The 23,302-nt window shown below is 63.4% G+C and carries 24 protein-coding genes; 9 read left to right on the forward strand and 15 right to left on the reverse strand.

Annotation, left to right across the window (positions count from 1 at the left end):
* Positions 1 to 26 precede the first annotated feature (26 nt).
* Positions 27 to 722, reverse strand: a complete 696-nt coding sequence (locus V1278_RS04040; RefSeq protein ID WP_334379775.1) for an SIMPL domain-containing protein — start codon at positions 720 to 722, stop codon at positions 27 to 29.
* 5 nt (positions 723 to 727) lie between these two features.
* Complete coding sequence (locus V1278_RS04045) at positions 728 to 1,438, reverse strand: GyrI-like domain-containing protein (RefSeq protein ID WP_334379776.1); 711 nt, start codon at positions 1,436 to 1,438, stop codon at positions 728 to 730.
* Between the two features lie 180 nt (positions 1,439 to 1,618).
* Here V1278_RS04045 and dapF point away from each other — a divergent pair, with 180 nt between their 5' ends.
* Together dapF and mtaB are read left to right on the forward strand one after the other, a co-directional pair.
* Complete coding sequence (gene dapF / locus V1278_RS04050; RefSeq protein WP_334379777.1) at positions 1,619 to 2,491, forward strand: diaminopimelate epimerase; 873 nt, start codon at positions 1,619 to 1,621, stop codon at positions 2,489 to 2,491.
* A 5-nt stretch (positions 2,492 to 2,496) separates the two neighbouring features.
* Positions 2,497 to 3,762 (forward strand): tRNA (N(6)-L-threonylcarbamoyladenosine(37)-C(2))-methylthiotransferase MtaB, encoded by a 1,266-nt coding sequence (gene mtaB / locus V1278_RS04055; RefSeq protein WP_334379778.1) that lies wholly within the window; start codon positions 2,497 to 2,499, stop codon positions 3,760 to 3,762.
* Between the two features lie 185 nt (positions 3,763 to 3,947).
* Here mtaB and V1278_RS04060 read toward each other — a convergent pair whose 3' ends face one another.
* Entirely contained in the window at positions 3,948 to 4,583 is a 636-nt protein-coding gene (locus V1278_RS04060) for an RluA family pseudouridine synthase (protein WP_334384091.1), read from the reverse strand.
* 178 nt (positions 4,584 to 4,761) lie between these two features.
* Between V1278_RS04060 and ftsY the strand changes: the two genes are divergently transcribed.
* The gene (ftsY, locus tag V1278_RS04065; protein WP_028348478.1) at positions 4,762 to 5,706 is read left to right on the forward strand and encodes a signal recognition particle-docking protein FtsY; all 945 of its coding nucleotides are present in this window, start codon (positions 4,762 to 4,764) and stop codon (positions 5,704 to 5,706) included.
* Positions 5,706 to 6,308 carry a septation protein A gene (locus V1278_RS04070; protein ID WP_334365611.1) on the forward strand — a complete coding sequence of 201 codons (603 nt, stop codon included), beginning with the start codon at positions 5,706 to 5,708 and terminating at the stop codon, positions 6,306 to 6,308. The genes ftsY and V1278_RS04070 overlap by 1 nt, the downstream gene beginning before the upstream one ends.
* A 132-nt stretch (positions 6,309 to 6,440) precedes the next feature.
* On the opposite strand, the gene V1278_RS04075 is transcribed toward V1278_RS04070, so the two are convergent.
* The 6 genes from V1278_RS04075 to ccmA form a co-directional block, all read right to left on the reverse strand.
* Positions 6,441 to 6,800, reverse strand: coding sequence for a ComEA family DNA-binding protein (locus V1278_RS04075; RefSeq protein ID WP_334365610.1), 360 nt, complete (start codon positions 6,798 to 6,800; stop codon positions 6,441 to 6,443).
* Between the two features lie 173 nt (positions 6,801 to 6,973).
* Positions 6,974 to 7,567 (reverse strand): DsbE family thiol:disulfide interchange protein, encoded by a 594-nt coding sequence (locus V1278_RS04080; protein ID WP_334365609.1) that lies wholly within the window; start codon positions 7,565 to 7,567, stop codon positions 6,974 to 6,976.
* Complete coding sequence (ccmD, locus tag V1278_RS04085) at positions 7,567 to 7,746, reverse strand: heme exporter protein CcmD (RefSeq protein ID WP_334379779.1); 180 nt, start codon at positions 7,744 to 7,746, stop codon at positions 7,567 to 7,569. Before ccmD ends, V1278_RS04080 begins: the two co-directional genes overlap by 1 nt.
* Before the next feature lies 1 nt (position 7,747).
* A complete protein-coding gene (locus V1278_RS04090) occupies positions 7,748 to 8,479 on the reverse strand; it encodes a heme ABC transporter permease (RefSeq protein WP_334379780.1) in 732 nt (243 codons plus the stop codon).
* A 79-nt stretch (positions 8,480 to 8,558) separates the two neighbouring features.
* Positions 8,559 to 9,227 carry a heme exporter protein CcmB gene (gene ccmB / locus V1278_RS04095; protein ID WP_334379781.1) on the reverse strand — a complete coding sequence of 223 codons (669 nt, stop codon included), beginning with the start codon at positions 9,225 to 9,227 and terminating at the stop codon, positions 8,559 to 8,561.
* Between the two features lie 271 nt (positions 9,228 to 9,498).
* Positions 9,499 to 10,101 carry a heme ABC exporter ATP-binding protein CcmA gene (gene ccmA / locus V1278_RS04100; RefSeq protein WP_334379782.1) on the reverse strand — a complete coding sequence of 201 codons (603 nt, stop codon included), beginning with the start codon at positions 10,099 to 10,101 and terminating at the stop codon, positions 9,499 to 9,501.
* Between the two features lie 225 nt (positions 10,102 to 10,326).
* Between ccmA and acnA the strand changes: the two genes are divergently transcribed.
* Positions 10,327 to 13,047: an aconitate hydratase AcnA gene (acnA, locus tag V1278_RS04105; protein ID WP_334379783.1), complete on the forward strand. Its 2,721-nt coding sequence runs from the start codon at positions 10,327 to 10,329 to the stop codon at positions 13,045 to 13,047.
* Positions 13,048 to 13,205: 158 nt separating this feature from the next.
* Entirely contained in the window at positions 13,206 to 13,967 is a 762-nt protein-coding gene (locus tag V1278_RS04110) for a DUF1223 domain-containing protein (protein ID WP_334365603.1), read from the forward strand.
* A gap of 233 nt (positions 13,968 to 14,200) precedes the next feature.
* Here V1278_RS04110 and V1278_RS04115 read toward each other — a convergent pair whose 3' ends face one another.
* Together V1278_RS04115 and V1278_RS04120 are read right to left on the reverse strand one after the other, a co-directional pair.
* Positions 14,201 to 14,581 (reverse strand): DUF1036 domain-containing protein, encoded by a 381-nt coding sequence (locus V1278_RS04115; protein WP_334379784.1) that lies wholly within the window; start codon positions 14,579 to 14,581, stop codon positions 14,201 to 14,203.
* A gap of 2 nt (positions 14,582 to 14,583) precedes the next feature.
* Positions 14,584 to 14,790, reverse strand: a complete 207-nt coding sequence (locus V1278_RS04120; protein ID WP_334365601.1) for a hypothetical protein — start codon at positions 14,788 to 14,790, stop codon at positions 14,584 to 14,586.
* Positions 14,791 to 16,096: 1,306 nt separating this feature from the next.
* On the opposite strand from V1278_RS04120, the gene V1278_RS04125 reads away from it, so the two are divergent.
* Positions 16,097 to 16,468, forward strand: a complete 372-nt coding sequence (locus tag V1278_RS04125) for a DUF2794 domain-containing protein (protein WP_334379785.1) — start codon at positions 16,097 to 16,099, stop codon at positions 16,466 to 16,468.
* A 112-nt stretch (positions 16,469 to 16,580) separates the two neighbouring features.
* Here the strand turns inward: V1278_RS04125 and V1278_RS04130 are convergent, their stop codons facing one another.
* The 4 genes from V1278_RS04130 to V1278_RS04145 all read right to left on the reverse strand — a co-directional run bounded on the left by V1278_RS04130 (position 16,581) and on the right by V1278_RS04145 (position 21,738).
* Complete coding sequence (locus V1278_RS04130) at positions 16,581 to 17,111, reverse strand: GNAT family N-acetyltransferase (RefSeq protein ID WP_334379786.1); 531 nt, start codon at positions 17,109 to 17,111, stop codon at positions 16,581 to 16,583.
* Positions 17,112 to 17,423: 312 nt separating this feature from the next.
* Positions 17,424 to 18,215 (reverse strand): Bax inhibitor-1/YccA family protein, encoded by a 792-nt coding sequence (locus V1278_RS04135; protein WP_334365598.1) that lies wholly within the window; start codon positions 18,213 to 18,215, stop codon positions 17,424 to 17,426.
* A gap of 242 nt (positions 18,216 to 18,457) precedes the next feature.
* Entirely contained in the window at positions 18,458 to 21,028 is a 2,571-nt protein-coding gene (locus V1278_RS04140) for an ABC transporter permease (protein ID WP_334379787.1), read from the reverse strand.
* Positions 21,025 to 21,738, reverse strand: coding sequence for an ABC transporter ATP-binding protein (locus V1278_RS04145; RefSeq protein WP_334365596.1), 714 nt, complete (start codon positions 21,736 to 21,738; stop codon positions 21,025 to 21,027). The genes V1278_RS04140 and V1278_RS04145 overlap by 4 nt, the downstream gene beginning before the upstream one ends.
* Between V1278_RS04145 and V1278_RS04150 the strand changes: the two genes are divergently transcribed.
* Together V1278_RS04150 and thpR are read left to right on the forward strand one after the other, a co-directional pair.
* Entirely contained in the window at positions 21,737 to 22,447 is a 711-nt protein-coding gene (locus V1278_RS04150; protein WP_334384092.1) for an arylesterase, read from the forward strand. The two genes, V1278_RS04145 and V1278_RS04150, sit on opposite strands and share 2 nt — an antisense overlap.
* A 180-nt stretch (positions 22,448 to 22,627) precedes the next feature.
* Positions 22,628 to 23,164, forward strand: coding sequence for an RNA 2',3'-cyclic phosphodiesterase (gene thpR, locus V1278_RS04155; protein ID WP_028348494.1), 537 nt, complete (start codon positions 22,628 to 22,630; stop codon positions 23,162 to 23,164).
* The last annotated feature ends 138 nt before the right edge of the window (positions 23,165 to 23,302 follow it).

Below are 23,302 nucleotides of genomic sequence, written 5' to 3' on the forward strand. Positions count from 1 at the left end.
AATTTTCGCAGGGACGACGGGAATTACTATTCTTTTCCCTTGATCGCCCAGGACACGAGCACCATCACCGAGAGCGTCTCCTCGCCTTGCGCCACCGGTGCGCCGGCGGCCATGGGGGCTGCCATCTTGCCGCGATGTAGCGGCACGGGTGCACCTTCCTCGGTAATGCTGATGGGTTCGCCGAGCGTCACGCCGGCAGTCTTGGCGTAAATCTCGGCCTTGCGGCGGGCGTCCGCGACCGCCTTCTCGCGGGCCTCGTCGAGATATTTGGATGCCTGCGTCACGCTGAAGTGGATGCCGCCGATGTCATTGGCGCCGGCGGCGACCAGCACGTCGATTACGTTCGCAACTTTGGTCACGTCGCGGATCTTTACCGTGACACGGTTGCTGGCGCGATAGCCGACGATGGGCGAGGGGCCGGCGCGATTAGGCGCAAATTGCGGCTGCAGCGACAGCCGCGAGGTCTGGTAGTCCTTCTCTTCGACGCCGGCGCCCTTCAGCGCCAGCAGCACCTTGCCCATCGCCGCGTTGTTGGCGTCCGACGCCTCGCGCGCGGTCTTGGCGTCCGACGTCACGCCGCCGTCGATCTGGGCCTGGTCAGGCGCCACCGATACGTTCGCCTCGCCGGTCACGGAGATCGCGGGCGGCGGCACCGTCTGCGCCAATGCCGGCGCGGCGAGCCACGTAGCGGCAACGACGGCAAGGGCAAGCGGGTGTTTCATCCCGATCACCTCAGCGGCACATAGACGTTGATCACCAGCTTGTCCTCTGCCGTCTTCAGGGGATCGGTGATGTATTCCTCGATGAAGGTGTCTTTGGCTTCCAGTTTCTTGTCGTCCAGGTGGTTGGTGATCGCCTCATAGGTGTTGTCCATGTTGTCGTAGGAGCCGCGATGGACGAATTTCAGCGCCTTGCCCTCGGGCGACTTGCCCATGCTGATGTCCTTGGTCAGGTTCTTGACGTCCTGGTCGACCGGAATCTGTGCCAGATACGTAAAACCGGTATCGTCGGTCGAGGTGTAGACGATCATCGAATTGCCCGTGGCCTTGATGCCCTGCTTGTCGAGCAACGCGGTCAGCGCCTTGAACGAATCGATCAGGGTGTCGAACGCCGCATCCCAGTTGGCGGTGCCCTTCATCACCAAGACTTTCTTGGGCTCCAGCGTGAGCTCCTCGCCGAAGGGGTCGGCGTTCTGGACGCTGGCGGCGGGCGGCGGGGGTACGGGCGTCGGGGCTTTCTCCGCGGTGGGGACATCCGCCGGAGACTTGGTTTCGGCCGGCGGCGGGACCGGCACCGCCGATGGTGCGGGGCTGGGCGTCGCCGCCGGGTTTGTGGCCGGAGGGGCTGCGGGCGCCGGCGACTGCGCCAGTGCGGCCCCGCCAAGCGCAACCATGGCGAGCGCGGCCACGGCCGCACGGAAAGTGCTGATACGGTTCATTCAGGTATTCTCCATCCACCCCACCCGGCGGCGGCATGTCCCGGGTCCGCGCCCGCCAGGATGGGCGTATTCCTAACACGCGAGGGCCGTTTTCGTCCCATGACAGATGCGTCATAGGCCCTTGCACTGGTCAACGCGCCATCATTCGCCATATAAGGCAGGCATAAATTGGGAAATTCCATGAGCGCGCTGGCCAACCACGCATTTGCCAAAATGAATGGCATCGGCAACGAAATCGTCGTGGTGGACCTGCGCGATTCCAAGGCAGCCGTGACGGCCGAAGAGGCGCGTGCGGTCGCTTCGCCCGCGGGCGTGCCCTATGACCAGTTGATGGTATTGCAGCCGCCGCGGCTGCCGGGCACCGAGGCCTTCATCCGCATCTACAACAGTGACGGCTCGGAGGCCGGCGCCTGCGGCAACGGCATGCGTTGCGTGGTGCGCCGCCTGTTCGAGAAGACCGGCCAAACCGCCGTGACCTTCGAGACCCGTGCCGGGCTTTTGAATTGCTGGCAGGGACCGGCCCCCGACCTCTACACCGTCGACATGGGGGTGCCGAAGTTCGGCTGGCAGGACATTCCGCTGGCGGAAGAATTTCGCGACACCCGCTACATCGAATTGCAGGTCGGGCCGATCGATGCGCCGGTGCTGCATTCGCCGTCGGTGGTCTCGATGGGCAATCCGCATGCGATCTTCTGGGTCGACGACGTCAACGCCCATGATCTCGAGCGCTTCGGGCCGCTATTGGAAAATCACCCGATCTTTCCGGAGCGCGCCAACATCACGCTCGCCCATATCGTCGATCGCGATCACATCACGATCCGCACCTGGGAGCGTGGCGTCGGCTTGACCAAGGCCTGCGGCTCGGCCGCTTGCGCGACCGCGGTCGCCGCCGCCCGGCTGAAGCGCGCCAACCGCACGGTGGAGGTCACGCTTCCCGGTGGCAAGCTTGCGATCGAATGGCGCGAGCGCGACGACCACGTGCTGATGACGGGGACGGCCGATTTCGAGTATGAAGGCCGCTTCGATCCCGCGCTGTTCGCCAACGTCGCCTGAGCGCCATGAGCGTCGACGTCCTCACGTTTGGCTGCCGCCTCAACGCCTTCGAATCCGAGGTGATCGCCCGCGAGGCGGAACGCGCCGGACTTTGCGATACCGTCGTCATCAATAGCTGCGCGGTCACCAATGAGGCCGTGGCGCAGGCGCGGCAATCGATCCGCCGGCTGAAGCGCGAACGGCCGGATGTACGCATCGTCGTCACCGGCTGCGCGGCGCAGACGCAAGCAGAAATGTTTGCCGAAATGGCCGAGGTCGATCGCGTCGTCGGCAATGACGACAAGATGCGGGGCGATGCCTGGCGCGATGCGCGCGCGGCGTTTGACCTGGGCTTTGGCGTCGGAACAAGCGAAAAGATCGCGGTCGCCGACATCATGGCGGTCAAGGAGATGGCGCCGCATCTGCTTGACGGGTTCAAGGCCGGCCTGCCGCGCGTCTTCGTGCAGGTGCAGAACGGCTGCGACCATCGCTGCACCTTCTGCATCATCCCCTACGGCCGGGGCAATTCGCGCTCGGTGCCGATGGGGGCGGTGGTGGATCAGGTGCGTGCGCTCACCGAACGCGGCCATGCCGAGATCGTGCTGACCGGTGTCGATCTGACGAGCTACGGTGCCGATCTGCCGGGTGATCCGAAGCTCGGGCAACTGACAAAACAGATTTTGCGCCACGTGCCGGAGTTGAGGCGCCTGCGGATTTCGTCGATCGATTCCATCGAGGCCGACCGCGATCTGCTCGACGTCATTGCCGAGGATGAGCGGCTGATGCCGCATCTGCACCTGTCACTGCAATCCGGCGACGACCTCATTTTGAAGCGGATGAAGCGGCGGCATTTGCGGCAGGATGCGATCGAATTCTGCGCGCAGGTGCGGCGGCTGCGTCCGGACATGACGCTCGGTGCCGATATCATCGCGGGTTTTCCGACCGAGACGGAAGAAATGTTTGCGCGCTCGCAGGACCTGGTGGAGGAATGCGATCTCACCTTCCTGCACGTGTTTCCTTACTCCAAGCGCCCGGGTACGCCGGCCGCACGGATGCCGCAGGTGGCGGGTGAGGTGATCAAGGCGCGGGCGAAGCGGTTGCGCGTGACGGGCGAGGCCGCATTGCGCCGACGCTTGGCGGCAGAGGTCGGCGCCACGCGTCAGGTCTTGATCGAAAGCGACAAACAGGGGCGCACCGAGCATTTTCTGCCGGTTGCGATATCAGGCGAAAAGCCGGGTGCCGTGATGGCGATTGCGATTAAAGGTCAGGACGGCGCACGGTTGACGGTTTGAATCGCACATTCCGCTGTCATCGCCCGGCTCGACCGGGCGACCCAGTACGCCGCGGCCTCTCAGTTCATCACAGATGCCTCTGGAATACTGGATCATCTGCTGGAGCCTGTCATCGGGCGCGCATTCGCGCGACCCGTTGGCGGATGACGACAGCGGTAGTTGGGGCGCGTGCTCGGCACGAACCGCTACTCCCCGTTCCACCCACACTTTCGCAACCGCTCGCGCATATGCGCCGGTGCCGGCGCCACCACGCGCACCGCCTCCTTGTTCTTCGAAATCGGAACCACGATCTCACGGGAATGCAGATGCAGGATCGGTTCGCCGAAGCGCGGACCATTGCCGTAAATATTGTCGCCGACGATCGGCCAGCCCATCGCTGAGGTGTGCACGCGCAGTTGATGCGTTCGGCCAGTCACCGGTTCCAGCGCCAGCCAGGCAAGGCCGTCGCCGCGGCCGAGCACTTTCCAGGTGGTGATGGCTTTCTGGCCCTCCGGGTCCGGCTTCTGCCACCAGCCGCGCTCGGCGTTCAGCCGTCCGAGCGGCATGTCGATGATGCCTTCATCTTCGGCAGGTCCGCCTTCGACCACGGCCCAATAGCTCTTTCCGACCTTGCCGTGCTTGAACAAGAGGCCGAGCGAGGCGGTGGCCTTGCGGTGGCGTCCCAATACGAGACAGCCTGAGGTGTCCTTGTCGAGCCGGTGGGCCAGCACCGGCGGGCGCGGCAGGCCGAATCGCAAGGCATCGAAGGAAGCTTCCAGATTGGCCCCGCCCTTGGGGCCGCGATGCACCGGCAGGCCGGCCGGCTTGTCGATGACCAGCATCAGCCCGTCGCGATGGAGCACGCGGGCCAGGATTTCGTCTGCCGTTAATCCCTGGACATCAATTGATGTTCTGGGAACACCAAAGGCTGTCCCGGGCACATCAAGAGATGGCCCGGGAACAGCAAAGGATTTGTTGTGACTTCCGCTCATGGCGCGAAACCGCTAACACGTCCCCGACATGAGCGATACCACTCCTGGAACCCCCAAACTGAGCTGGTGGCGGCGGCTTTCGAGCGGCCTGAAGCGGACTTCGAGTTCGCTTGGGTCGGCCGTCGCCGACCTCGTCACCAAGCGCAAGCTCGACCGCGCCATGCTCGACGATATCGAGGATGTGCTGCTGCGCGCCGATCTCGGCACCGCGGTTGCGGTGCGGATCGCGGATGCCGTCGGCGCCGGCCGCTATGACAAGGCGATTTCCGCCGACGAAGTGAAGACGGTTGTCGCGACTGAGGTCGAGAAGGTGTTGGCGCCGGTGGCGAAGCCGCTGGAGATCGACGCGGCGCAAAAGCCGTTCGTCATCCTCGTGGTCGGCGTCAACGGCTCCGGCAAGACCACGACCATCGGCAAGCTTGCCGCGAAACTGAGCGCCGAGGGCCGCAAGGTGATGCTGGCGGCGGGCGATACGTTTCGTGCCGCCGCAATCGAACAGCTCAAGGTGTGGGGTGAGCGCACCAAATCGCCGGTCGTTGCGGGTGCGCAGGGCTCGGATTCGGCGAGCCTCGCCTTCAACGCGCTGAGCGCGGCGAAGGAACAGAAGCTCGATGTGCTGCTGGTCGATACGGCGGGGCGGTTGCAGAACAAGGCCGAACTGATGAACGAACTGGAAAAAGTCGTTCGCGTCCTCAAGAAGGTCGACGCGTCGGCGCCGCATGCGGTCCTGCTCGTGCTCGATGCGACGGTGGGACAAAATGCGCTGTCGCAGGTCGAAGCGTTTCATCGTACCGCTGGCGTCACCGGTCTTGTGATGACGAAGCTCGACGGCACCGCGCGCGGCGGCATTCTGGTGGCGCTCGCGGAGAAATTCAAACTTCCGGTGCACTTCATCGGCGTCGGCGAAGGCATCGACGATCTCGCGCCCTTCACGGCGCGGGACTTTGCGAACGCGATTGCAGGAATCGAGTAATGGACAAGAAAGTACCGCATCCGCTGTTCAAGCTTGCGACCGAACTCGGTCCCTTGCTCATCTTCTTCGTCGCCAATGCCAAGTCCAACCTGTTCGTCGCCACCGGCGCATTCATGGTGGCGGTGGTGGCTGCGATGATCGCGTCTTACATGGTGACGCGGCATGTGCCCATGATGGCGATCGTCACTGCGGTCGTCGTCGTCGTGTTCGGCGCGCTGACGCTGATCCTGCATGACGAGACTTTCATCAAGATGAAGCCGACGATCGTCTACACGCTGTTCGCCGCCATTCTCGGTGGCGGCTTGCTGTTCGGCCGCTCCTTCATCGCGATCATGTTCGACCAGATGTTCAATCTCACCCCGCACGGCTGGCGCATCCTGACCGCGCGGTGGGCGCTGTGGTTCTTCGCGATGGCGGTGCTGAACGAGATCATCTGGCGCACGCAAAGCACCGACTTCTGGGTTACCTTCAAGGTCTTCGGCATGGTGCCGCTGACGATGCTGTTTGCCGTAACACAGATGCCGCTGATCAAGCGCTATCATCTGGAACCGGCTTCGCTGGAGGTCAGCGAAGCGGAAGCCGGGGATGTGAGCAAGGGCTAGGTAGCGTGTCCCGGACGCGGTGCAGCGTTCTTTACGATGCACCGCAGAGCCGGGACCCATATCTCCGCTCGAGCGTGGGCCCCGGCTCTGCAGCGCACCGCTACCGCGCTGCGCCGCGTCCGGGGCACGAGATCAGCTCTTCTGCTTGGCGATGATCTTGTCCTTGATCTTGTCGTAGGTCGCCTGCGGGACGATGCTCTTGTGCACGAGATCGTCTTTGCCCTTGTACGGGCGGCCCTTGATGATCTTCTCCGAATAGGCCTTCCCGACGCCCGGCAGCGCATCGAGCTGCTCAGCGGTCGCGGAATTGATGTCCAGCAGCTCGGCCTTCGGCGCCGGTGCCATCTTCGACTCCGAGGCCTTTGGCGCGGGAGCCATCTTGCTGTCGGACTTGGCCGGGGGCTGCGCGGTCTGGGCCATCGACGGCGTCGCCGTCAGCATGCCCAGCGTGAGCGCGGTGGCGAGAAGAGAAGCGAGCGTGAAATGACGCATATGGGTGTCCCTCCCAAGGACGGTTCAAGTAACGCACCAAAGCTAGCTGCGAATTCATGGCGGCGCCATGGCCGCGAAATGAACGATAGATAAAAGCGGGAGATTATTTGAATCTCATTCTGCTTCGTCATTCCGGAGCGACGCTGCGCGATGCCCCGGAATGACGAAAGTGGCTACGATCCCGCCTTCAGCGCCTTCTCGATTTCGACCTTCAGCACGCTATCGAGATTGGCTGGCGTTACCGGCCCGACCAGCTTGTAGCGGATGGTGCCGTCGCGGCCGACCACGAAGGTTTCGGGCACGCCATAGACGCCCCATTCGATCGAGCCGCGGCCGTTGCTGTCGGCGCCGACGGCGGTGAACGGATTGCCGTAGCGGCCGAGGAAGCGGCGGGCGTTATCAGGGGAATCCTTGTAGTTAATGCCGACGATCTGCAGCCGTGTGTCCTTCGCCAGCGCGGTCAGCAGCGGCGCCTCATCGTGGCAGGGCACGCACCAGGAGGCCCAGACATTGACGACGGAGACCTTGCCCTTGAACACGGCGGGGTCGAGGCCGGGCACGGGCGTCCCGTTATGGACGAGACCCTCCAGCGCCGGCAGTGTGGTTTGCGGCGCCGGCCGGCCGATCAGGGCGGAAGGGATTTTTGAGGGATCGCCGCCGTAAAGCCGCAGCAGGAACAGTCCGGCGACCGCCAGAAAGCCGATCAGCGGCAGCGCCACCAGCCAGCGCCGGCTGCGCGGTTGATCGGATGTTGCAGGCGCGCTCATCAAATCTCCGTTGCCTGGCGGCCGGAGCGCCGGGTCAGGCCAGAGGCCTCGAGTTCACGCAGGCGCTCCTTCTGATGACGATAGTCGAGCGCGATCCAGCCGATCAGGATCAGCACGATCGCTGCGACCAGCGCGTAGGAGGTCACGATAAACGAGGCATAGGGTCCGAGCGAGGTCACGTCACGCCGCCTGCCGGCTGGCTTGCATCATCTGCAAGCTGCGCACGCGGCGGCGCAGGATCTCGTTGCGCATCGCCGCCAAGTGCAGCGTCATGAACAGCAGCGAGAACCCGATCGCCATTACGAGCAATGGAATCAGGAACGCCTTGTCGAGCGAAGGTCCGCCCATCCGCATCACCGATGCCGGTTGATGCAGCGTGTTCCACCAGTCGACCGAGAACTTGATGATCGGCAGGTTGATCGCGCCGACCAGCGTCAGCACGGCGGCGGCCCGTGCCGCCCGCGACGGGTCCTCCACCGCGCGCCATAGCGCCATCAGGCCGAGATACATCAGGAACAGGATCAGCACCGATGTAAGTCGCGCGTCCCATTCCCAATAGGTGCCCCACATCGGCCGCCCCCACAGTGAACCCGTGACCAGCGCCAGAAACGTAAACGCCGCTCCGATCGGCGCGGCGGCCTTGGCCGCGACGTCGGCGAGCGGATGCCGCCATACCAGCGTGCCCAGCGCGGCAATGCTCATGACGCCCCAGACGAACATCGAAAGCCACGCGTTCGGCACGTGGATGAACATGATCTTCACGGTGGCGCCCTGCTGGTAATCGTCGGGGGCCATCGCCGCCTGATAGAGGCCCACCAGCAACAGGATCGCGGTTGCACCTGCTAGCCACGGCAGCACGCGCGCGGTCAGCACGAGAAATTTCGAGGGATTGGCGAGGTCGATCAGCGTCATGGCATCCTGATAGTCGTCAGCGGCGGAGCAGGCAATGCGGCATGGTCCCCTCCGCCAGAGTTGATCGGTGTCAACGAATTCAGTCCAGACCGTGCCGCAGACTGGCCGCAGCGGCAAACGGCCCGACCACGAAACTAACCAGCGAGAGCGCGCAAAGGATCGAAAACGGAGTTCCAAACGATAGCGGGCCGGCAATGGCCGCCTGCGAGGCAGCAACGCCGAAGATCAGCACCGGGATCGATAGCGGCAGCACCAGTACCGCGAGCAACAGGCCCCCGCGGTGCAATGTCACGGCGAGCGCCGCGCCGATCATGCCCGTGAACGTCAGCGCCGGCGTCCCCACCAGCAGGGTCAGCGCCACCGCCGAGGTCGCCGCGGCGTCGAGGTTGAGCAACAGCCCGAGCACGGGAGTCGCCGCGATCAGCGGCACGCCGGCCGCGAGCCAATGCGCCAGCGCTTTCGCGGCACACGCGAGTTCCAACGGTGTCCGGCCCATCACGATCAGGTCGAGCGAGCCGTCCTCATGATCGGCCATGAACAGCCGGTCGAGCGTGAGCAGGCTGGCCAACAGCGCGCCGAGCCAGAGGATGGCGGGGCCGAGCCGGGCCAACAGTGGCAGATCGGGCCCGATGGCAAACGGCATCAGCACTGTGACGGTGAGGAAGAACAGCACGCCGATCAGCGCGCCGCCGCCGACGCGGAGCGCGATTTTGATGTCCCGGCGAATCAGCGCGGCAAGGGCGGTCATGCGGGGCGCAGCTTCGAATGGGTGCCTGGAGCCCGTGGCGATTGCCGCGAAGACGGTGCGCTCCCTCCCCCCTTGCGGGGGAGGGCTGGGGAGAGGGGTGGCCCCGTAAAAGGTGTTTGAGAGGTGCGTGCGTCGCGAGAAGCCAGGTCGAGAGAGTTCGTCGTGTGGCACCCCTCTCCCTGACCTCGAGAGCGAGCTTCGCTCGCCTCGGCCCCCGCAAGGGGGGAGGGAATGGTGAGAATTGTGCTCGGTGGTGAGAAGTTCGAGGCCATCACTTCGCGCCCCCCATCCGCAGTTCCCTCGCTTCGATCCCGAGCGGGGTGTGGGTGGCCGCAACAATGATCCCGCCGCTGGCCAAGTGCTCGCGCATGACGCCCACGAATAGTTCCTGTCCGGCGGTATCCAGCGCCGAGGTCGGCTCGTCCAATAGCCAGACCGGCCGCCGCACCACCAGCAGCCGCGCGATCGACAGCCGGCGCCGCTGACCGGCCGAGAGAAAGGCCGCTGGCAGATAGGTGGCGTGGCCGAGCCCCACAGCGGTGAGGCACTCTCTGACGTCGCCGGTCGCTCCACCCAGAAAATCCCACCAGAACGACAGGTTTTCCGCAACGCTCAGCGCAGGCTTCAATGCATCGCGGTGGCCCAGATAGTGGGATTGCTCCGGCAAGGTCAGCTCGGCCTCGCCGCCTTCCAGGCCGATCGATCCGCCCCCCGGCACCAGGAGACCCGCGATCAGGCGCAGCAACGAGGTCTTGCCCGAGCCGTTCGGGCCGACCACGGCCAGCACTTCGCCGGAAGCGGCCTCGAAATCGAGGCCCGAGAACACCTCTCGGCCGCCTCTGACACAACTGATTTGGCGTCCCGAGAGCCGCATTTTGCTTCGTCACAGCCCTCTGAAATTGATGGGTACCGCGTCGGAATTTGTGGGTACCGCATTGCTGCAGCACGTTTGTCGCTGTGGCGGCGCTTCTAGAAAGATTCTATAAGCCCGGAACTTGATGCAGCACTCAATCGGCGGCTGCAAGCCAAGAAGCCAGCCTTCCGCTGACGGTGTTTAAATACCCTTGCCGGGTATAACTAGAATTTGGGATTCTCTGACATGACCTCGCTCGACAGCTTCAAATGCCGCAAGACCCTCAAGGTCGGCGGCAAGACCTATGTTTATTACAGCCTGCCCGCCGCCGAGAAGAACGGTCTGAAGGGAATTTCCAAGCTGCCTTATTCGATGAAGGTGCTGCTCGAAAACCTGCTGCGCAACGAGGACGACCGCACGGTCAAGAAGGCTGACATCGTCGCAGTTTCGAAGTGGCTCCGGAAGCGCAAGCTCGAGCACGAGGTCGCGTTCCGCCCGGCGCGCGTGTTGATGCAGGATTTCACCGGCGTGCCGGCGGTGGTCGATCTCGCCGCGATGCGTAACGCGATGCAGGCGCTCGGCGGCGATGCCGAGAAGATCAACCCGCTGGTGCCGGTCGATCTCGTCATCGACCACTCGGTCATCGTCAACTTCTTCGGTGACAACAAGGCGTTCGGCAAGAACGTCGTCGAGGAATACAAGCAGAACCAGGAACGCTACGAATTCCTGAAGTGGGGCCAGAAGGCGTTCTCGAATTTCTCCGTCGTGCCGCCCGGCACCGGCATCTGCCACCAGGTCAATCTCGAATATCTCGCGCAGACGGTGTGGACCAAGAAGGAGAAGATGACGGTCGGCAAGAAGACCGGCACCTTCGAGGTCGCCTACCCGGATTCGCTGGTTGGTACCGATTCGCACACCACCATGGTCAACGGCCTTGCCGTGCTCGGCTGGGGCGTCGGCGGCATCGAGGCGGAAGCCTGCATGCTCGGCCAGCCGCTGTCGATGCTGCTGCCGGAAGTCGTCGGCTTCAAACTCAAGGGTCAGCTCAAGGAAGGCGTCACCGCAACCGACCTCGTGCTGACGGTGACGCAGATGCTGCGCAAGCAGGGCGTGGTCGGCAAATTCGTCGAGTTCTTCGGCCCCGGCCTCGACTATCTCTCGGTGGCGGACAAGGCGACGATCGGCAATATGGCGCCGGAATATGGCGCCACCTGCGGCTTCTTCCCGGTCGATGCCGCGACCATCGATTATCTCAAGACCTCGGGCCGCAAGGCCGACCGCGTCGCGCTGGTGGCGGCCTACGCCAAGGCGCAGGGCCTGTTCCGCACGGCGAAGTCAACCGATCCGGTGTTCACGGAAACCCTGACGCTCGACCTCAAGGATGTCGTGCCGTCGATGGCGGGCCCGAAACGCCCCGAAGGCCGTGTTGCGCTGCCGGCGGTTTCCACTGGCTTCGCGACCGCGCTCACCAGCGAGTACAAGAAGCCCGACGCGGCTGCGAGCCGCTATCCGGTCGAGGGCCGGGATTTCGATCTCGGCCATGGCGACGTGGTGATCGCCGCGATCACTTCCTGCACCAACACCTCCAACCCGAGCGTGCTGATCGGCGCGGGCCTGCTGGCGCGCAACGCCGCCGCCAAGGGGCTGACGGCCAAGCCGTGGGTGAAGACCTCGCTCGCTCCCGGCAGCCAGGTGGTTGCGGAATATCTGGCCAATTCCGGCCTGCAGAAGGATCTCGACAAGGTCGGCTTCAACCTCGTCGGCTTCGGCTGCACCACCTGCATCGGCAATTCGGGTCCGCTGCCGGAGGACATTTCGAAGTCGATCAACGACCACGGCATCGTTGCCGCAGCCGTGCTGTCCGGTAACCGCAATTTTGAGGGCCGCGTCAGCCCGGATGTGCAGGCGAACTATCTGGCGTCACCGCCGCTGGTCGTCGCCTATGCGCTGGCGGGCACGGTGACCAAGGACCTTGCGGTCGAGCCGATCGGCACCGGCAAGGACGGCAAGCCGGTGTATCTGAAGGACATCTGGCCGACCACGAAGGAGATCAATGCTTTCATGAAGAAGTTCGTGACAGCCACGATCTTCAAGAAGCGCTACGCCGATGTGTTCAAGGGCGACACCAACTGGCGCAAGATCAAGACGGTCGAGAGCGAGACCTATCGCTGGAACATGAGCTCGACCTATGTGCAGAATCCGCCCTATTTCGAAGGCATGAAGAAGCAGCCCGATCCGATCTCAGACGTGGTCGACGCGCGGATCCTGGCGATGTTCGGCGACAAGATCACCACCGACCACATCTCGCCGGCCGGCTCGATCAAGCTGACTTCGCCGGCTGGAAAATTCCTCAGCGAGCACCAGGTGCGCCCCGCCGACTTCAACCAGTACGGCACGCGGCGTGGCAACCACGAGATCATGATGCGCGGCACCTTCGCCAACATCCGCATCAAGAACTTCATGCTGAAGGGCGCTGACGGCAATATTCCGGAGGGCGGACTAACCAAGCATTGGCCCGACGGCGAGCAGATGTCGATCTACGACGCGGCGATGAAGTATCAGCAGGAAAGCGTGCCGCTGGTGGTGTTCGCGGGCGCCGAATACGGCAACGGCTCCTCGCGCGACTGGGCGGCGAAGGGCACCCGTCTGCTCGGCGTCCGCGCCGTGATCTGCCAGAGCTTCGAGCGCATCCATCGCTCCAACCTGGTCGGCATGGGCGTGTTGCCGCTGACCTTCGAAGACGGCACGTCGTGGACATCGCTCGGCCTCAAGGGCGACGAGACGGTGACGATTCGCGGGCTCCAGGGTGATTTGAAGCCGCGCCAGACCCTGACGGCCGAGATCGTGTCCGGCGACGGTTCGCTGCAGCGCGTGCCGCTGCTCTGCCGCATCGATACCCTCGATGAGCTGGAGTATTACCGAAACGGCGGCATTCTGCATTACGTGCTGCGCAAACTCGCAGCTTAACGCGGATTTGTGATCGGTGCCTCACTTCGAAGTGAGTAGCGAGCAAGGAGAAGGCGGCCTATGACAGGGCCGCTTTCGTGCGTCTGGGGCACACCTTTGGGATAATAAATCATGCCCCGTACAATTACGGATGGAAAACGCTACGCCTGGTTCGCACGATGACAGCGATGATGGCCTACAACTGCATATCGCGATGGTCCGGTGCGCTCGGCGTCTGCGCGATCATCGCCATCATCCGTCCGGCTCATGCCGATCCGCGCACCGTGGTCGAATTGTTCACCTCGCAAGGCTGTTCGTCGTGTCCGCCGGCCGACCAGATCGTCGGCGAACTCGCCAAGGACCCGTCCATCATCGCGCTGAGCATGCCGATCGACTACTGGGACTATCTTGGCTGGAAGGACACGCTGGCGGACTCGCGTTTCAGCGCGCGTCAGAAGGCCTATTCGCATGTGCGTGGCGATCGTAACCTCTACACGCCGCAGATGATCGTCAACGGCTCGGCGCAGGTGATCGGCAGCGATCGCGCCGCCATCGAAAGCGCCATCAAGAATACCAGCAAGACTGAAGGCGTGATGTCGGTGCCGGTCAAGATGACGTTGTCGGGTAAGCTGCTCAATGTCTCGGTAGAGGCGAGCAAGGTGCCGGCGGCGGGCCGGGGCGAAGTCTGGATCTGCTCGGTCTCAAAGGCGGTGCCGATCTCGATCGGGCGCGGCGAGAATCGCGGCCAACAGCTCACCTACTACAACGTGGTACGCAACCTCGTGAAGGTCGGCGACTGGAACGGAGGTTCGGGAAGCTGGACCATTCCGCTTGAGAATATTTCCCGCGACGGCGTGGACGCCGCGGTCGTCTACGTGCAGGACGGCAGTCGCGACAAGCCGGGCGCGATGCTCGGCGCCGCCATGACGGCGCTGCGCTAGTTATGTCTGCCAAGCCTGCGGCAAGCGCGGCGCGGACGTGCGGCCGGACTTCCATGATAGTTCTTCTTCCACGACGTCCATATCCATCGGGCGGCGCGCCGGCGTGCCCGCCGAGGCCGATTATCACTTCTGGCTGCTCACTCTGACTCCTCAGAGACAGTCGGGCCGTATTCCCCGAAAAGTGTTTCCCCGAAAGAGTGCCGCGTTGGTGGGGTCGACCCGCTCAACCATCGCTAGGGAACAAAATTCACGCCAGAATAGGTTTTATTGTCGAGTTCTCGGAAACCCACGTCGTGGTAGGGGTTAGTAGATGGTCCGTTGACGACAACAACGCCAAGACACGTGCATTTCTCGAATTTTGATTGCGTGACTTCGGCCACGTGTGGACCGTTCCATACCGCCCCGTCCACGGCTTCCGCGTAGTAATAATACCACCGATTACTAGTTGGGTTCGCGCGGGTCTCCGTCTCGCCCGGATCTAGATTGATCCAGCCGAGAACGTCCCAGATGCCGCCGCACTGGTCCTGGCAGGCAAAATCGCGCCGCATGTAAGCGACGAACAACTTTTTCCCATACGAGTTGGTGAAGGTCACTTGAGAATGGCCGGTTCCCATCGTCAGCGTCCCTTTGTGGACTTGGCGATGCGTTCTGCAAGTGTGCCGCGCGGAATATCCTTTTTTTCGCTGCGTTGGAACCGATCGTTGCCGGCGCCTTCGTCTTTCACTTCGGCCGCGACATCCACGCCTGGCTTGTGCTGTGCGACGTTTTTGCTGATTCCGAAAGCTTCGTTTCCAGCATCACTTTCTCTTGTCGTCCTTGCCATCACATCTCTCCTCTTAAAATGGGAACGGAGGCGAGTGATCAATCGAGAGAAGAATTCCGGGCTGCGCCCCGAACCCGAGCGAGCTAATGCACAACTTTAATGTGTGTCAAATCAACGAGGTCGTCAATCAAATAGACCTTTCGCGGAAGCGTGACTGACGCGGAGCTCACTTACGCATAGCGAGCCGGCGTTGCGGGAACGATTTGGCACTGGCGAGTTGAGGCGGCATTGTGAGTGGCGTGGAGTTTCGAAATGCGTAGGTCCAACTGGACGCCATCGATTGCCCCATGAGTTTGACGAAACAATCTACCTGATGGCAGATTATTCCGGCCGACTGGGACGGGCTTTGCGGGAAGCCGACTACGAAGCCACCGATCTCGAACGGTCATTCAGGATCTGATGAGCGGCCAATACAGCAATCCCTTGACGTCATTGCCTTCAATACTGCCGAGCGGTGGCCCGAAGATGTCGCCAGAGAACTACGCCGCCGGTGCGATCTGCAGATGCGCGAGCTACCCTCCTCGCTCTCAGATTCTGTCGAGCGCCATGATGGGCCTGATCGGCGGCAATTGACCTTACGGTTTGCTTAAATCGACTCCGCCGTAACCACAAGATCGCAGAAGGATAGGTCGGAGCACCAGTCGCGCCTGATTGATTTGTAACAGCGGCGCGGTCAAGCAAAGCGGTTTTAGCGAGTTCCAAGCCGGGGTTGAGGGGCCCATGGTCCTAACCTGTGGGTTGTCGCCCGCCAGCATTTGCCTTTTACTATGGCTTCGAAGGTGTCCGTCCGCGAGCGGAGGAGGCATCATCATGATCAACTTGGTGGTGATCAAGGCCATTCGCGCCTGCAACCTTCGCTGCAGCTATTGTTATTACATTAGTTAGCTCCGGGCTACGGGGCCTGGCTTTTTCTCCCACCTTGATTCAGCGTCGCATAATCGGCGAAGTCAGAGCCGCGCGCGACATTTGCGAGAACAGTGCCCCAAACGAAAAAGGACCAACTTTCGTTGGCCCAGTATCGGGATTAACTCCCTCTGCGAACAGGCCCGATCCCGACGGCCCCGGGGGGCTGGGGGCTGAGGAATCCGGAACCGAAAGGACCGGGCCAACGCAGGATTTTCTTTTCGCAATCTAGCGGGGCGGACGGTTGGCGGAAGTAGGGCAGCAATAAGATTCCGCTAACGATCCCGTGAATCGATATTTCCAGCGATATCGGGCCATCCGCCGCAGTTTCCTTCGTATTTGCACCCCCTTGCGGCGCCCCGCGGTTAGCGCGATCATGTAAATTGGATGACAGGAGCGCTCCATGACCCTGATATCGGAGGACACCGATCCAAGCGATAGCCGCGCAGTGGCGCGCGTCGCCACTGCGAGCACGCCGCCGAATCGCGTCACGTTCAATCGTCTCGAACTCAACCGTATCCTCAATCTGTATGGGCGCATGGTCGCCGACGGCGAGTGGCGCGACTATGCCATCGACTTTCTGAAAGACCGCGCGGTGTTCTCCGTATTCCGCCGCGCTTCCGAAGTTCCGATCTATCGCATCGAGAAAGATCCGCGGCTCGCGCGCAAGCAGGGCATGTACAGCGTGATCTCGGCGACCGGACTGATCCTGCGCCGCGGCCACGAACTCGAGCGCGTGCTGCTGGTGATCGACCGCAAGCTGGCGGTGGTTTAATCGGCCGGGCTGCTGCGAGCCGGGGCCCATTCTACTTTGCATGGGGTTGTTTTCGCGATTTTGAGCCTGGGCCCTGCGGTGTACCGCCAAAGAGGTGCCACGCGTGGCCAGACTACGAGGCGGGGACCGTCGTGCTGCCTTCGCCGAGCGCGCGCTGCATCATGACCGTGTCCAGCCAGCGGCCGAACTTGAGGCCGACGCTGGGATGCGTCCCGATCATCTGGAAGCCGCATTTGGTGTGAACGCCGATCGAGCCGGCGTTGGCGGAGTCGCCGATGACCGCGATCATCTGCCGGTAGCCGCGCGCCTCGCATTCGGCGATCAGCCGCTGCATCAGTTGCAGGCCGATACCGCGCCGGTGCGTGGCCGGCTTCAAATAGACCGAATTCTCCACCGTGAAGCGATAGGCCGGCCGTGGCCGGTAGGGGCCGGCATAGGCGTATCCGATCACCTGGCCTTCGACGGCGGCGACCAAATAGGGAAAGCCGCCATCCGACAGCGCCCTGAATCGCCGGGTCATCTCGGCGAGGTCGGGCGGGACGAGTTCGAACGTGGCGGTGCCGTAGCGCACCGCGTGCTCGTAGATCTCGGTGATGGCGGGGAGGTCGGCCTCGGTGGCGGGCCGGATTTCGGCAGCGGACATGGGGAAAGGATATCAGGCGACAAATCTGGATCAACGCTCTTTCCGTCATGGCCGGGCATAGCCGTCTGAAGGACGGCGTCGCTTCCGCTCGCCTATGCCCGGCCATCCACGTCTTTGTCGCCACGGCGCAGGGCGTGGATGCCCGGGTCCCGTCTCCGCCGAGGCTTCTCCGCCAAGGCTTCGCCGGGCCCAAGCGCACCCGGTCGCCGAAGCTTTAGTGAAGGCGGCAAGCCGGGACTGACGGTCACTGAGCAAAACAAAAGCCCCGGCCGCGAGGCCGGGGCTTTAACCCTTGAACCTGATAGGCAGCGCTTAGTCGCGCTGGCCGAGGAGCTGCAGGAGCAGCGTGAACAGGTTGATGAAGTTCAGGTAGAGCGACAGTGCGCCGGTAATCGCCGCACGCTCTTCAACGTCAGCGCCTCCCGAAGCGTAGCCGTAGATGTACTCGTTCTTCAGCCGCTGGGTATCCCAGGCGGTGAGGCCCGCGAACACCAGCACGCCGACCACCGAGACGATGAACTGCAGCATCGAACTCGCCAGGAACAGGTTTACCAGGCTCGCGATGATGACGCCGATCAGACCCATGAACAGGAACGACCCCATGCCGCTCATGTCACGCTTGGTGGTGTAGCCATAAAGGCTGAGCGCACCGAAGGTCGCCGCGGTGATGAAGAACACCCGAACGATCGAGGTGTGCGTATACACCAGGAAGATCGACGACAGCGAAATGCCCATCAGCGCCGAGAACACCCAGAACAGCATCTGGGCGGTCGCGGGCCGCAGCCGGTTGATGCCCGCCGAGATCGCGAACACCATCGCCAGCGGCGCGAGGATGAACAGCCACTTCAGCGGGCTGACATACATCGCGTAGCCGAACTGCGTCAGGTAGGCGTTGCCGAACCTGGCGACGGCGCCGGCCTGGTCGGTGGTCACCGCGGCCATGTAGACGCCGAGCGCCGCAAGGCCGGTGATCGCCAGGCCGATGCTCATGTAGTTGTAGATGCGCAGCATGTAGGCGCGCAGACCGGCATCGACGGCCGCAGCGTCAACGCGTCCGGCAGCCCGGCCGAAAGGAGAAGCGTAGTTACGGTCTAGGTCCGACATGGTCGAATTCCCGTTGGTTGCCCGGCGGAGCGCAAGGGTTTGCGGCGCCGGTTAGATTTCTATCTCAGATGTCCCGATCTGCCGACGTTAATCTTACGTCATCAACCCGGCCACTGATCTTGGCTGGTATGTGGGAAACTAGCACATTCGATGCAAGCTTCCACGCGCGGCTGAATGTCGCTTCTCGCGACGATTTCCGGGCAAAAGCAGTGTTAACCCCTGCCTTCCGCCGCTACAAATTGTCACAAATTCCGTAACACGCTGGCCGGCTTTTGGTTCAGGGCCAACAACGTTCCGGCGAGCCCCAGCCCCACCGTGACGATCAGGGCGGCTGCGACCACCCCGGCCGCGCTGCCGGCCTGCCAGATGAAGCTGAGCGTCATCAGCCTGGTCACGATCAGCCATGCCGCGATCGAGCCTGCGATCACGCCGAATATGGCCGTCGCGAGGCCGATCATGAGGTACTCGAGCGCATAGGCCCCGAGCAGGCGCACCCGGGTTGCGCCGAGCGTCTTCAGGATGACCGCGTCATAGACCCGGTGGCGATGGCCTGCGGCGAGCGCGCCGCCGAGCACCAGGATCGCCGAGATCAGCGTCACTGCACTGGCGCCGCGGACGGCGAGCACGAGGTTGGTGACGACGGTGCCGACGGTATCGAGCGCCTCGCGGACCCGAACGCTGGTCACCATCGGAAAGGCGTCCGCCACCTGCTTGATGATTCGGGCGTCGCCTGCCGGGTCGGGGTGGAGCTCCGATAGGGTCGCGACATGGCTGTGCGGCGCGCCCCTGAAGGCGTTGGGTGAGAACACCAGCACGAAATTGATGCCGAGCCCCTGCCAGTCGACGTTGCGCAGATTGCCGATTTTGGCCGCGATGTCGCGGCCGAGCACGTTGACGACGATCTCGTCGCCGATCTTAAGCTTCAGCCCGTCGGCGATCTTCTTCTCCAGCGAGACCAGCGGCGGCCCCTTGTAGTCCGCGCTCCACCATTCGCCTTCGACCACCTTCGAGCCTTTTGGAACTTCGCCGGTATAGGTCAGGCCGCGGTCACTCTGCAGCACCCATTCGGTATCCTGCGAGGGTTTGAGTTCGTCCGCCCTGACGCCGCGGGCGGCAACGATGCGCCCGCGCAGCATAGGCACGTCGTCGACGGTGGATTGCGGCGCGATCTGCTTGAGGAAGGCGCCGAAGCGGTCGGCGTCGGCGGTCGGAATGTCGATGAAGTAGAATGAGGGCGCCCGCTCCGGCAGCGCGGCCAGGAACTGCCGGCGCAGGTTGCCGTCGATCTGGGTAATGGTGACGAGGACCGCGAGCCCCAGCCCGAGCGACATCACAACCGACGGCGTCAGCGCGCCGGGCCGGTAGATATTGGCGATCGCCAGCCGCAGCATGGTGATGCTGGACCGCGGCAGGCGCCGCGCCAGCGCCATCAGGCCGGCAGCGACGCCGCGCAACAGTGCAAACACCGCAACCGAAGCGACGACGAACACGGCGGCGACCCGCTTGTCATAGGCCAGCCCGATCGCGACCGCGACCAGGAGCACGATCACCACGGCCATCAGCGCGAGATAGCTCCAGCGCGGACGGTGCCATTCGCGGGCGACCTCTTCGCGGAACAATGCCGCGACCGGGACATCATGGACCCGGCCGAGCGGCCACAGCCCGAAGGCGAGCGCGGTGAGCAGGCCGTAGAGGAACGACAGCGCCAGTTCGTCGGCGTGCAGGGCAGGGATCACCGGCAGCGGCAGCAGCTTGCCAAACAGGCCGACGATGACAAACGGCAAGGCCGCGCCGGCGGCAAGCCCGATCATCGAGCCGGTCCCGGCGAGCACGATCACCTGCGTCAGGTAGATGGTGAAGACGTCGCGCCCGGTGGCGCCAAGCGCCTTGAACGAGGCGATGACGTCGCGTCGGCGATCGATATGGCTCTTGACGGCATTGGCGACGCCGACGCCGCCGACCAGAAGGGCCGCGAGGCCAACCAGCGTCAGGAATTGGGTGAAGCGGTTGATGGTGCGTTCGAGCTGCGGCGAGGCATTGTCGCGGCTGCGGATCCACCAGCCGGCTTCCGGCAAGGCGCTCCGGGCGCTGTTGACCAATTGGGCGGCGGCGCGTTCGTCGGCCGCATTGTCCGGCAATTTAACCCGGTACATCCAGCGCACCAGGCTGCCCGGCTGCAGCAATCCGCTGGCGCGCAGGCTCTGCTCGCTGACCAGTACGCGCGGGCCCAGGCCGACATTGCCGGCGAGCTTGTCCGGCTCGGCGCCAACCACGCTGCGAATCTCGACCGTGGCATTGCCGATGCCAATGCGGTCGCCGAGCTTGAGATCGAGCCGCGCCAGCAGGGTGGAATCGACCGCCGCGCCGAACGCGCCATCGCGTTCAGCCAGCAGATCCGACGTCGGCATTTGGGGATCAAGCGTCAACTGTCCGAGCATCGGATAGTTACCGTCGACCGCCTTGAGCTCGACCAGCGCCAGCTTGCCGTCGCTGGCGCGGGCCATCACCCGCAGCGCGGCCGCGACCGACACCTGGCCGCGCGCGCGCAGGAAAGCGAGTTCCTCTGGCTTGGCCTCACGCTGGATCAGCGAGAATGCGACGTCGCCGCCGAGCAATGTTCGGCCCTCGCGGGTCAGACCTTCGCTAAGGCTCGCCGCCACCGAGCCGACGCCGGCAATTGCCATGACGCCGAGCGCGATGCAGGCGATGAAGACGTAGAAGCCGCGCAAGCCGCCGCGCAATTCGCGAAGCGCGTAACGCGGCGCCAGCGAGGATGCGCGGCTCTTGTAGACCGGCTCGGAAATCGCGGTCATGAGTGCCCGTCGATCCGGCCTGAGCGCAGCCGCACCACGCGGTCGCAGCGCTGCGCCAGCGAGCTGTCGTGCGTCACCAGCACCAGCGTCATGCCGCGCTCGGCGTGTTTGGTGAAGAGCATGTCGACGATCTGCTTGCCGGTGGTTTCATCGAGATTGCCGGTCGGCTCGTCCGCGACGAGAATGGCGGGATCGGGTGCCAGGGCGCGAGCCAGCGCCACGCGCTGCTGTTCGCCACCGGACAATTGGGTCGGGTAATGATGCAGGCGCTCGCCGAGGCCGACCGACGCCAATTCCTTCGCCGCGCGCTCCGCCGCGTCGGGGCTACCGGCAAGCTCCAGCGGCACGGCCACGTTTTCCAGCGCCGTCATGGTCGGGATCAGATGAAACGACTGGAACACGATGCCGACCCGGCGGCCGCGGAAGCGGGCGAGGGCGTCCTCGTCGAGGGCATTGAACGGCGTGCCGTTGACCACCACCTCTCCGCTGTCAGGACGTTCCAACCCCGCCATCACCATCAGCAAGGTCGATTTGCCCGAACCTGACGGCCCGATCAGGCCGATCGCCTCGCCGGATGCCACACGAAGGCTGATATCTTTCAGGATATGAACGCGTGCGGCGCCTGTGCCGAGCGAGAGGTTGACGTTGGAGATGGAAATGGTGTCCGGCCCGACGCCGGTCAGTGAAGAGGGTTCGATGAGACTGTCCATGGCTCGGTCATATGGCACTTCCACCGCTCGGGTCGAGGGCTTGAAACGGATGTTTGCGCACATACGCGTGTTGATTGTGGCTTTGATGACGGCCGGGCCGGTTTTGGCCCAGACTCAAGCCCCGGCCACTGCACCCGCCAAACCGGTCAAAATGGTCGTCCTCGGTGATTCCTTGAGCGCTGGCCTCGGCCTGTCTGCGCCGGCAGCGTTCCCCGCCCGCCTGCAAAAAGCGTTAAGCGACAAGGGCATAAAGGTCGATATGATCAACGCCGGAGTGTCCGGCGATACCACGTCCGGCGGTCGCGACCGGCTGGACTGGTCGATCCCGGAGGGAACTGAGGCTGTGATTCTCGAACTCGGCGCCAACGATGCGCTCCGCGGCATCGACCCCGCCGTCACCCGAGCGGCGCTGAGCGATATCCTGACCCGGCTGAAGGCGCGCAAGATCGCGGTTCTCTTGTGCGGGATGCTGGCGCCGCCCAATTACGGCAGCGAATATGCGGCGCGCTTCAACGCCATCTATCCGGAGCTATCCAAATTGTACGGCGTGCCGCTCTACCCATTTTTCCTGGAGGGGGTTGCGAGTGAGGCCAAGCTCAACCAGGCCGACGGAATTCATCCGACCGCCGAGGGCATCGATGTCATCGTGAAGAATATTCTGCCCATGGTGGAGGCATTTATCGGCACGATCTCCGGGCAGCGGAGTTGAAAAAGCAGCAACGAATTAGGTTACCCCAAGGTTTTCCCGTAGCATTGCGGAGTGCTCGCCCCGCGTGCTTCGCAGAGTCACATAAGTCGGATAGAAAATAACTATCGGTGATTCGTCACCGGGCGCTGTTACAGGACATGGTCCTTTTTAAGGTCATGCCCAAGCATCGGGAGTCATGCGATGCCACGTTTGTTTGCTGGACTGGAAATTCCGGCCGAGATCGGCCAGAGCCTTTCCAATTTGCGTGGCGGCCTTCCCGGCGCACGCTGGATCGATCCCGAAAATTATCACGTCACCTTGCGCTTCATCGGCGATATCGACGGCATGTCGGCGAATGAAATCGCCTCGATGCTGTTTCGGGTCAACCGCAAGCCGTTCGAGGTCAAGGTGCAGGGCCTGCAGAGCTTTGGCGGCAAGAAACCGCGCGCAGTGGTCGCTTCCGTCGAGCCGAGCCGGCCGCTGATCGAGCTGCAGGCCGAACTCGAACGGCTGATGCAGCGGCTCGGGCTCGACCCGGAGGGGCGCAAATTCATTCCCCATGTGACGCTGGCGCGGCTGCACGACGCCTCCAGCCAGGACGTTGCCGATTATCTCTCGGTGCGCGGCTATTTCCCGAGCCGCACGTTCTGGGCTTCGCGCTTCGTGTTGTTCTCGTCCCGCGCGTCCACCGGCGGCGGGCCTTATGTGGTCGAGGATTCCTATGCGCTGAGTGCGTGAGGGCTTGGTGCGCGTCACGTCCACCGCTGTCATCATCCGCGAAAGCGGATGATCCAGTATACTAGAGACACCTGCGATAGAACCGAGGAGCCGCGGCGTACTGGATACCCGCTTTCGCGGGTATGACGAGTAGTGTTT

It is taken from the genome of Bradyrhizobium sp. AZCC 1577, assembly GCF_036924575.1.
Classification (GTDB): Bacteria; Pseudomonadota; Alphaproteobacteria; order Rhizobiales; family Xanthobacteraceae; genus Bradyrhizobium.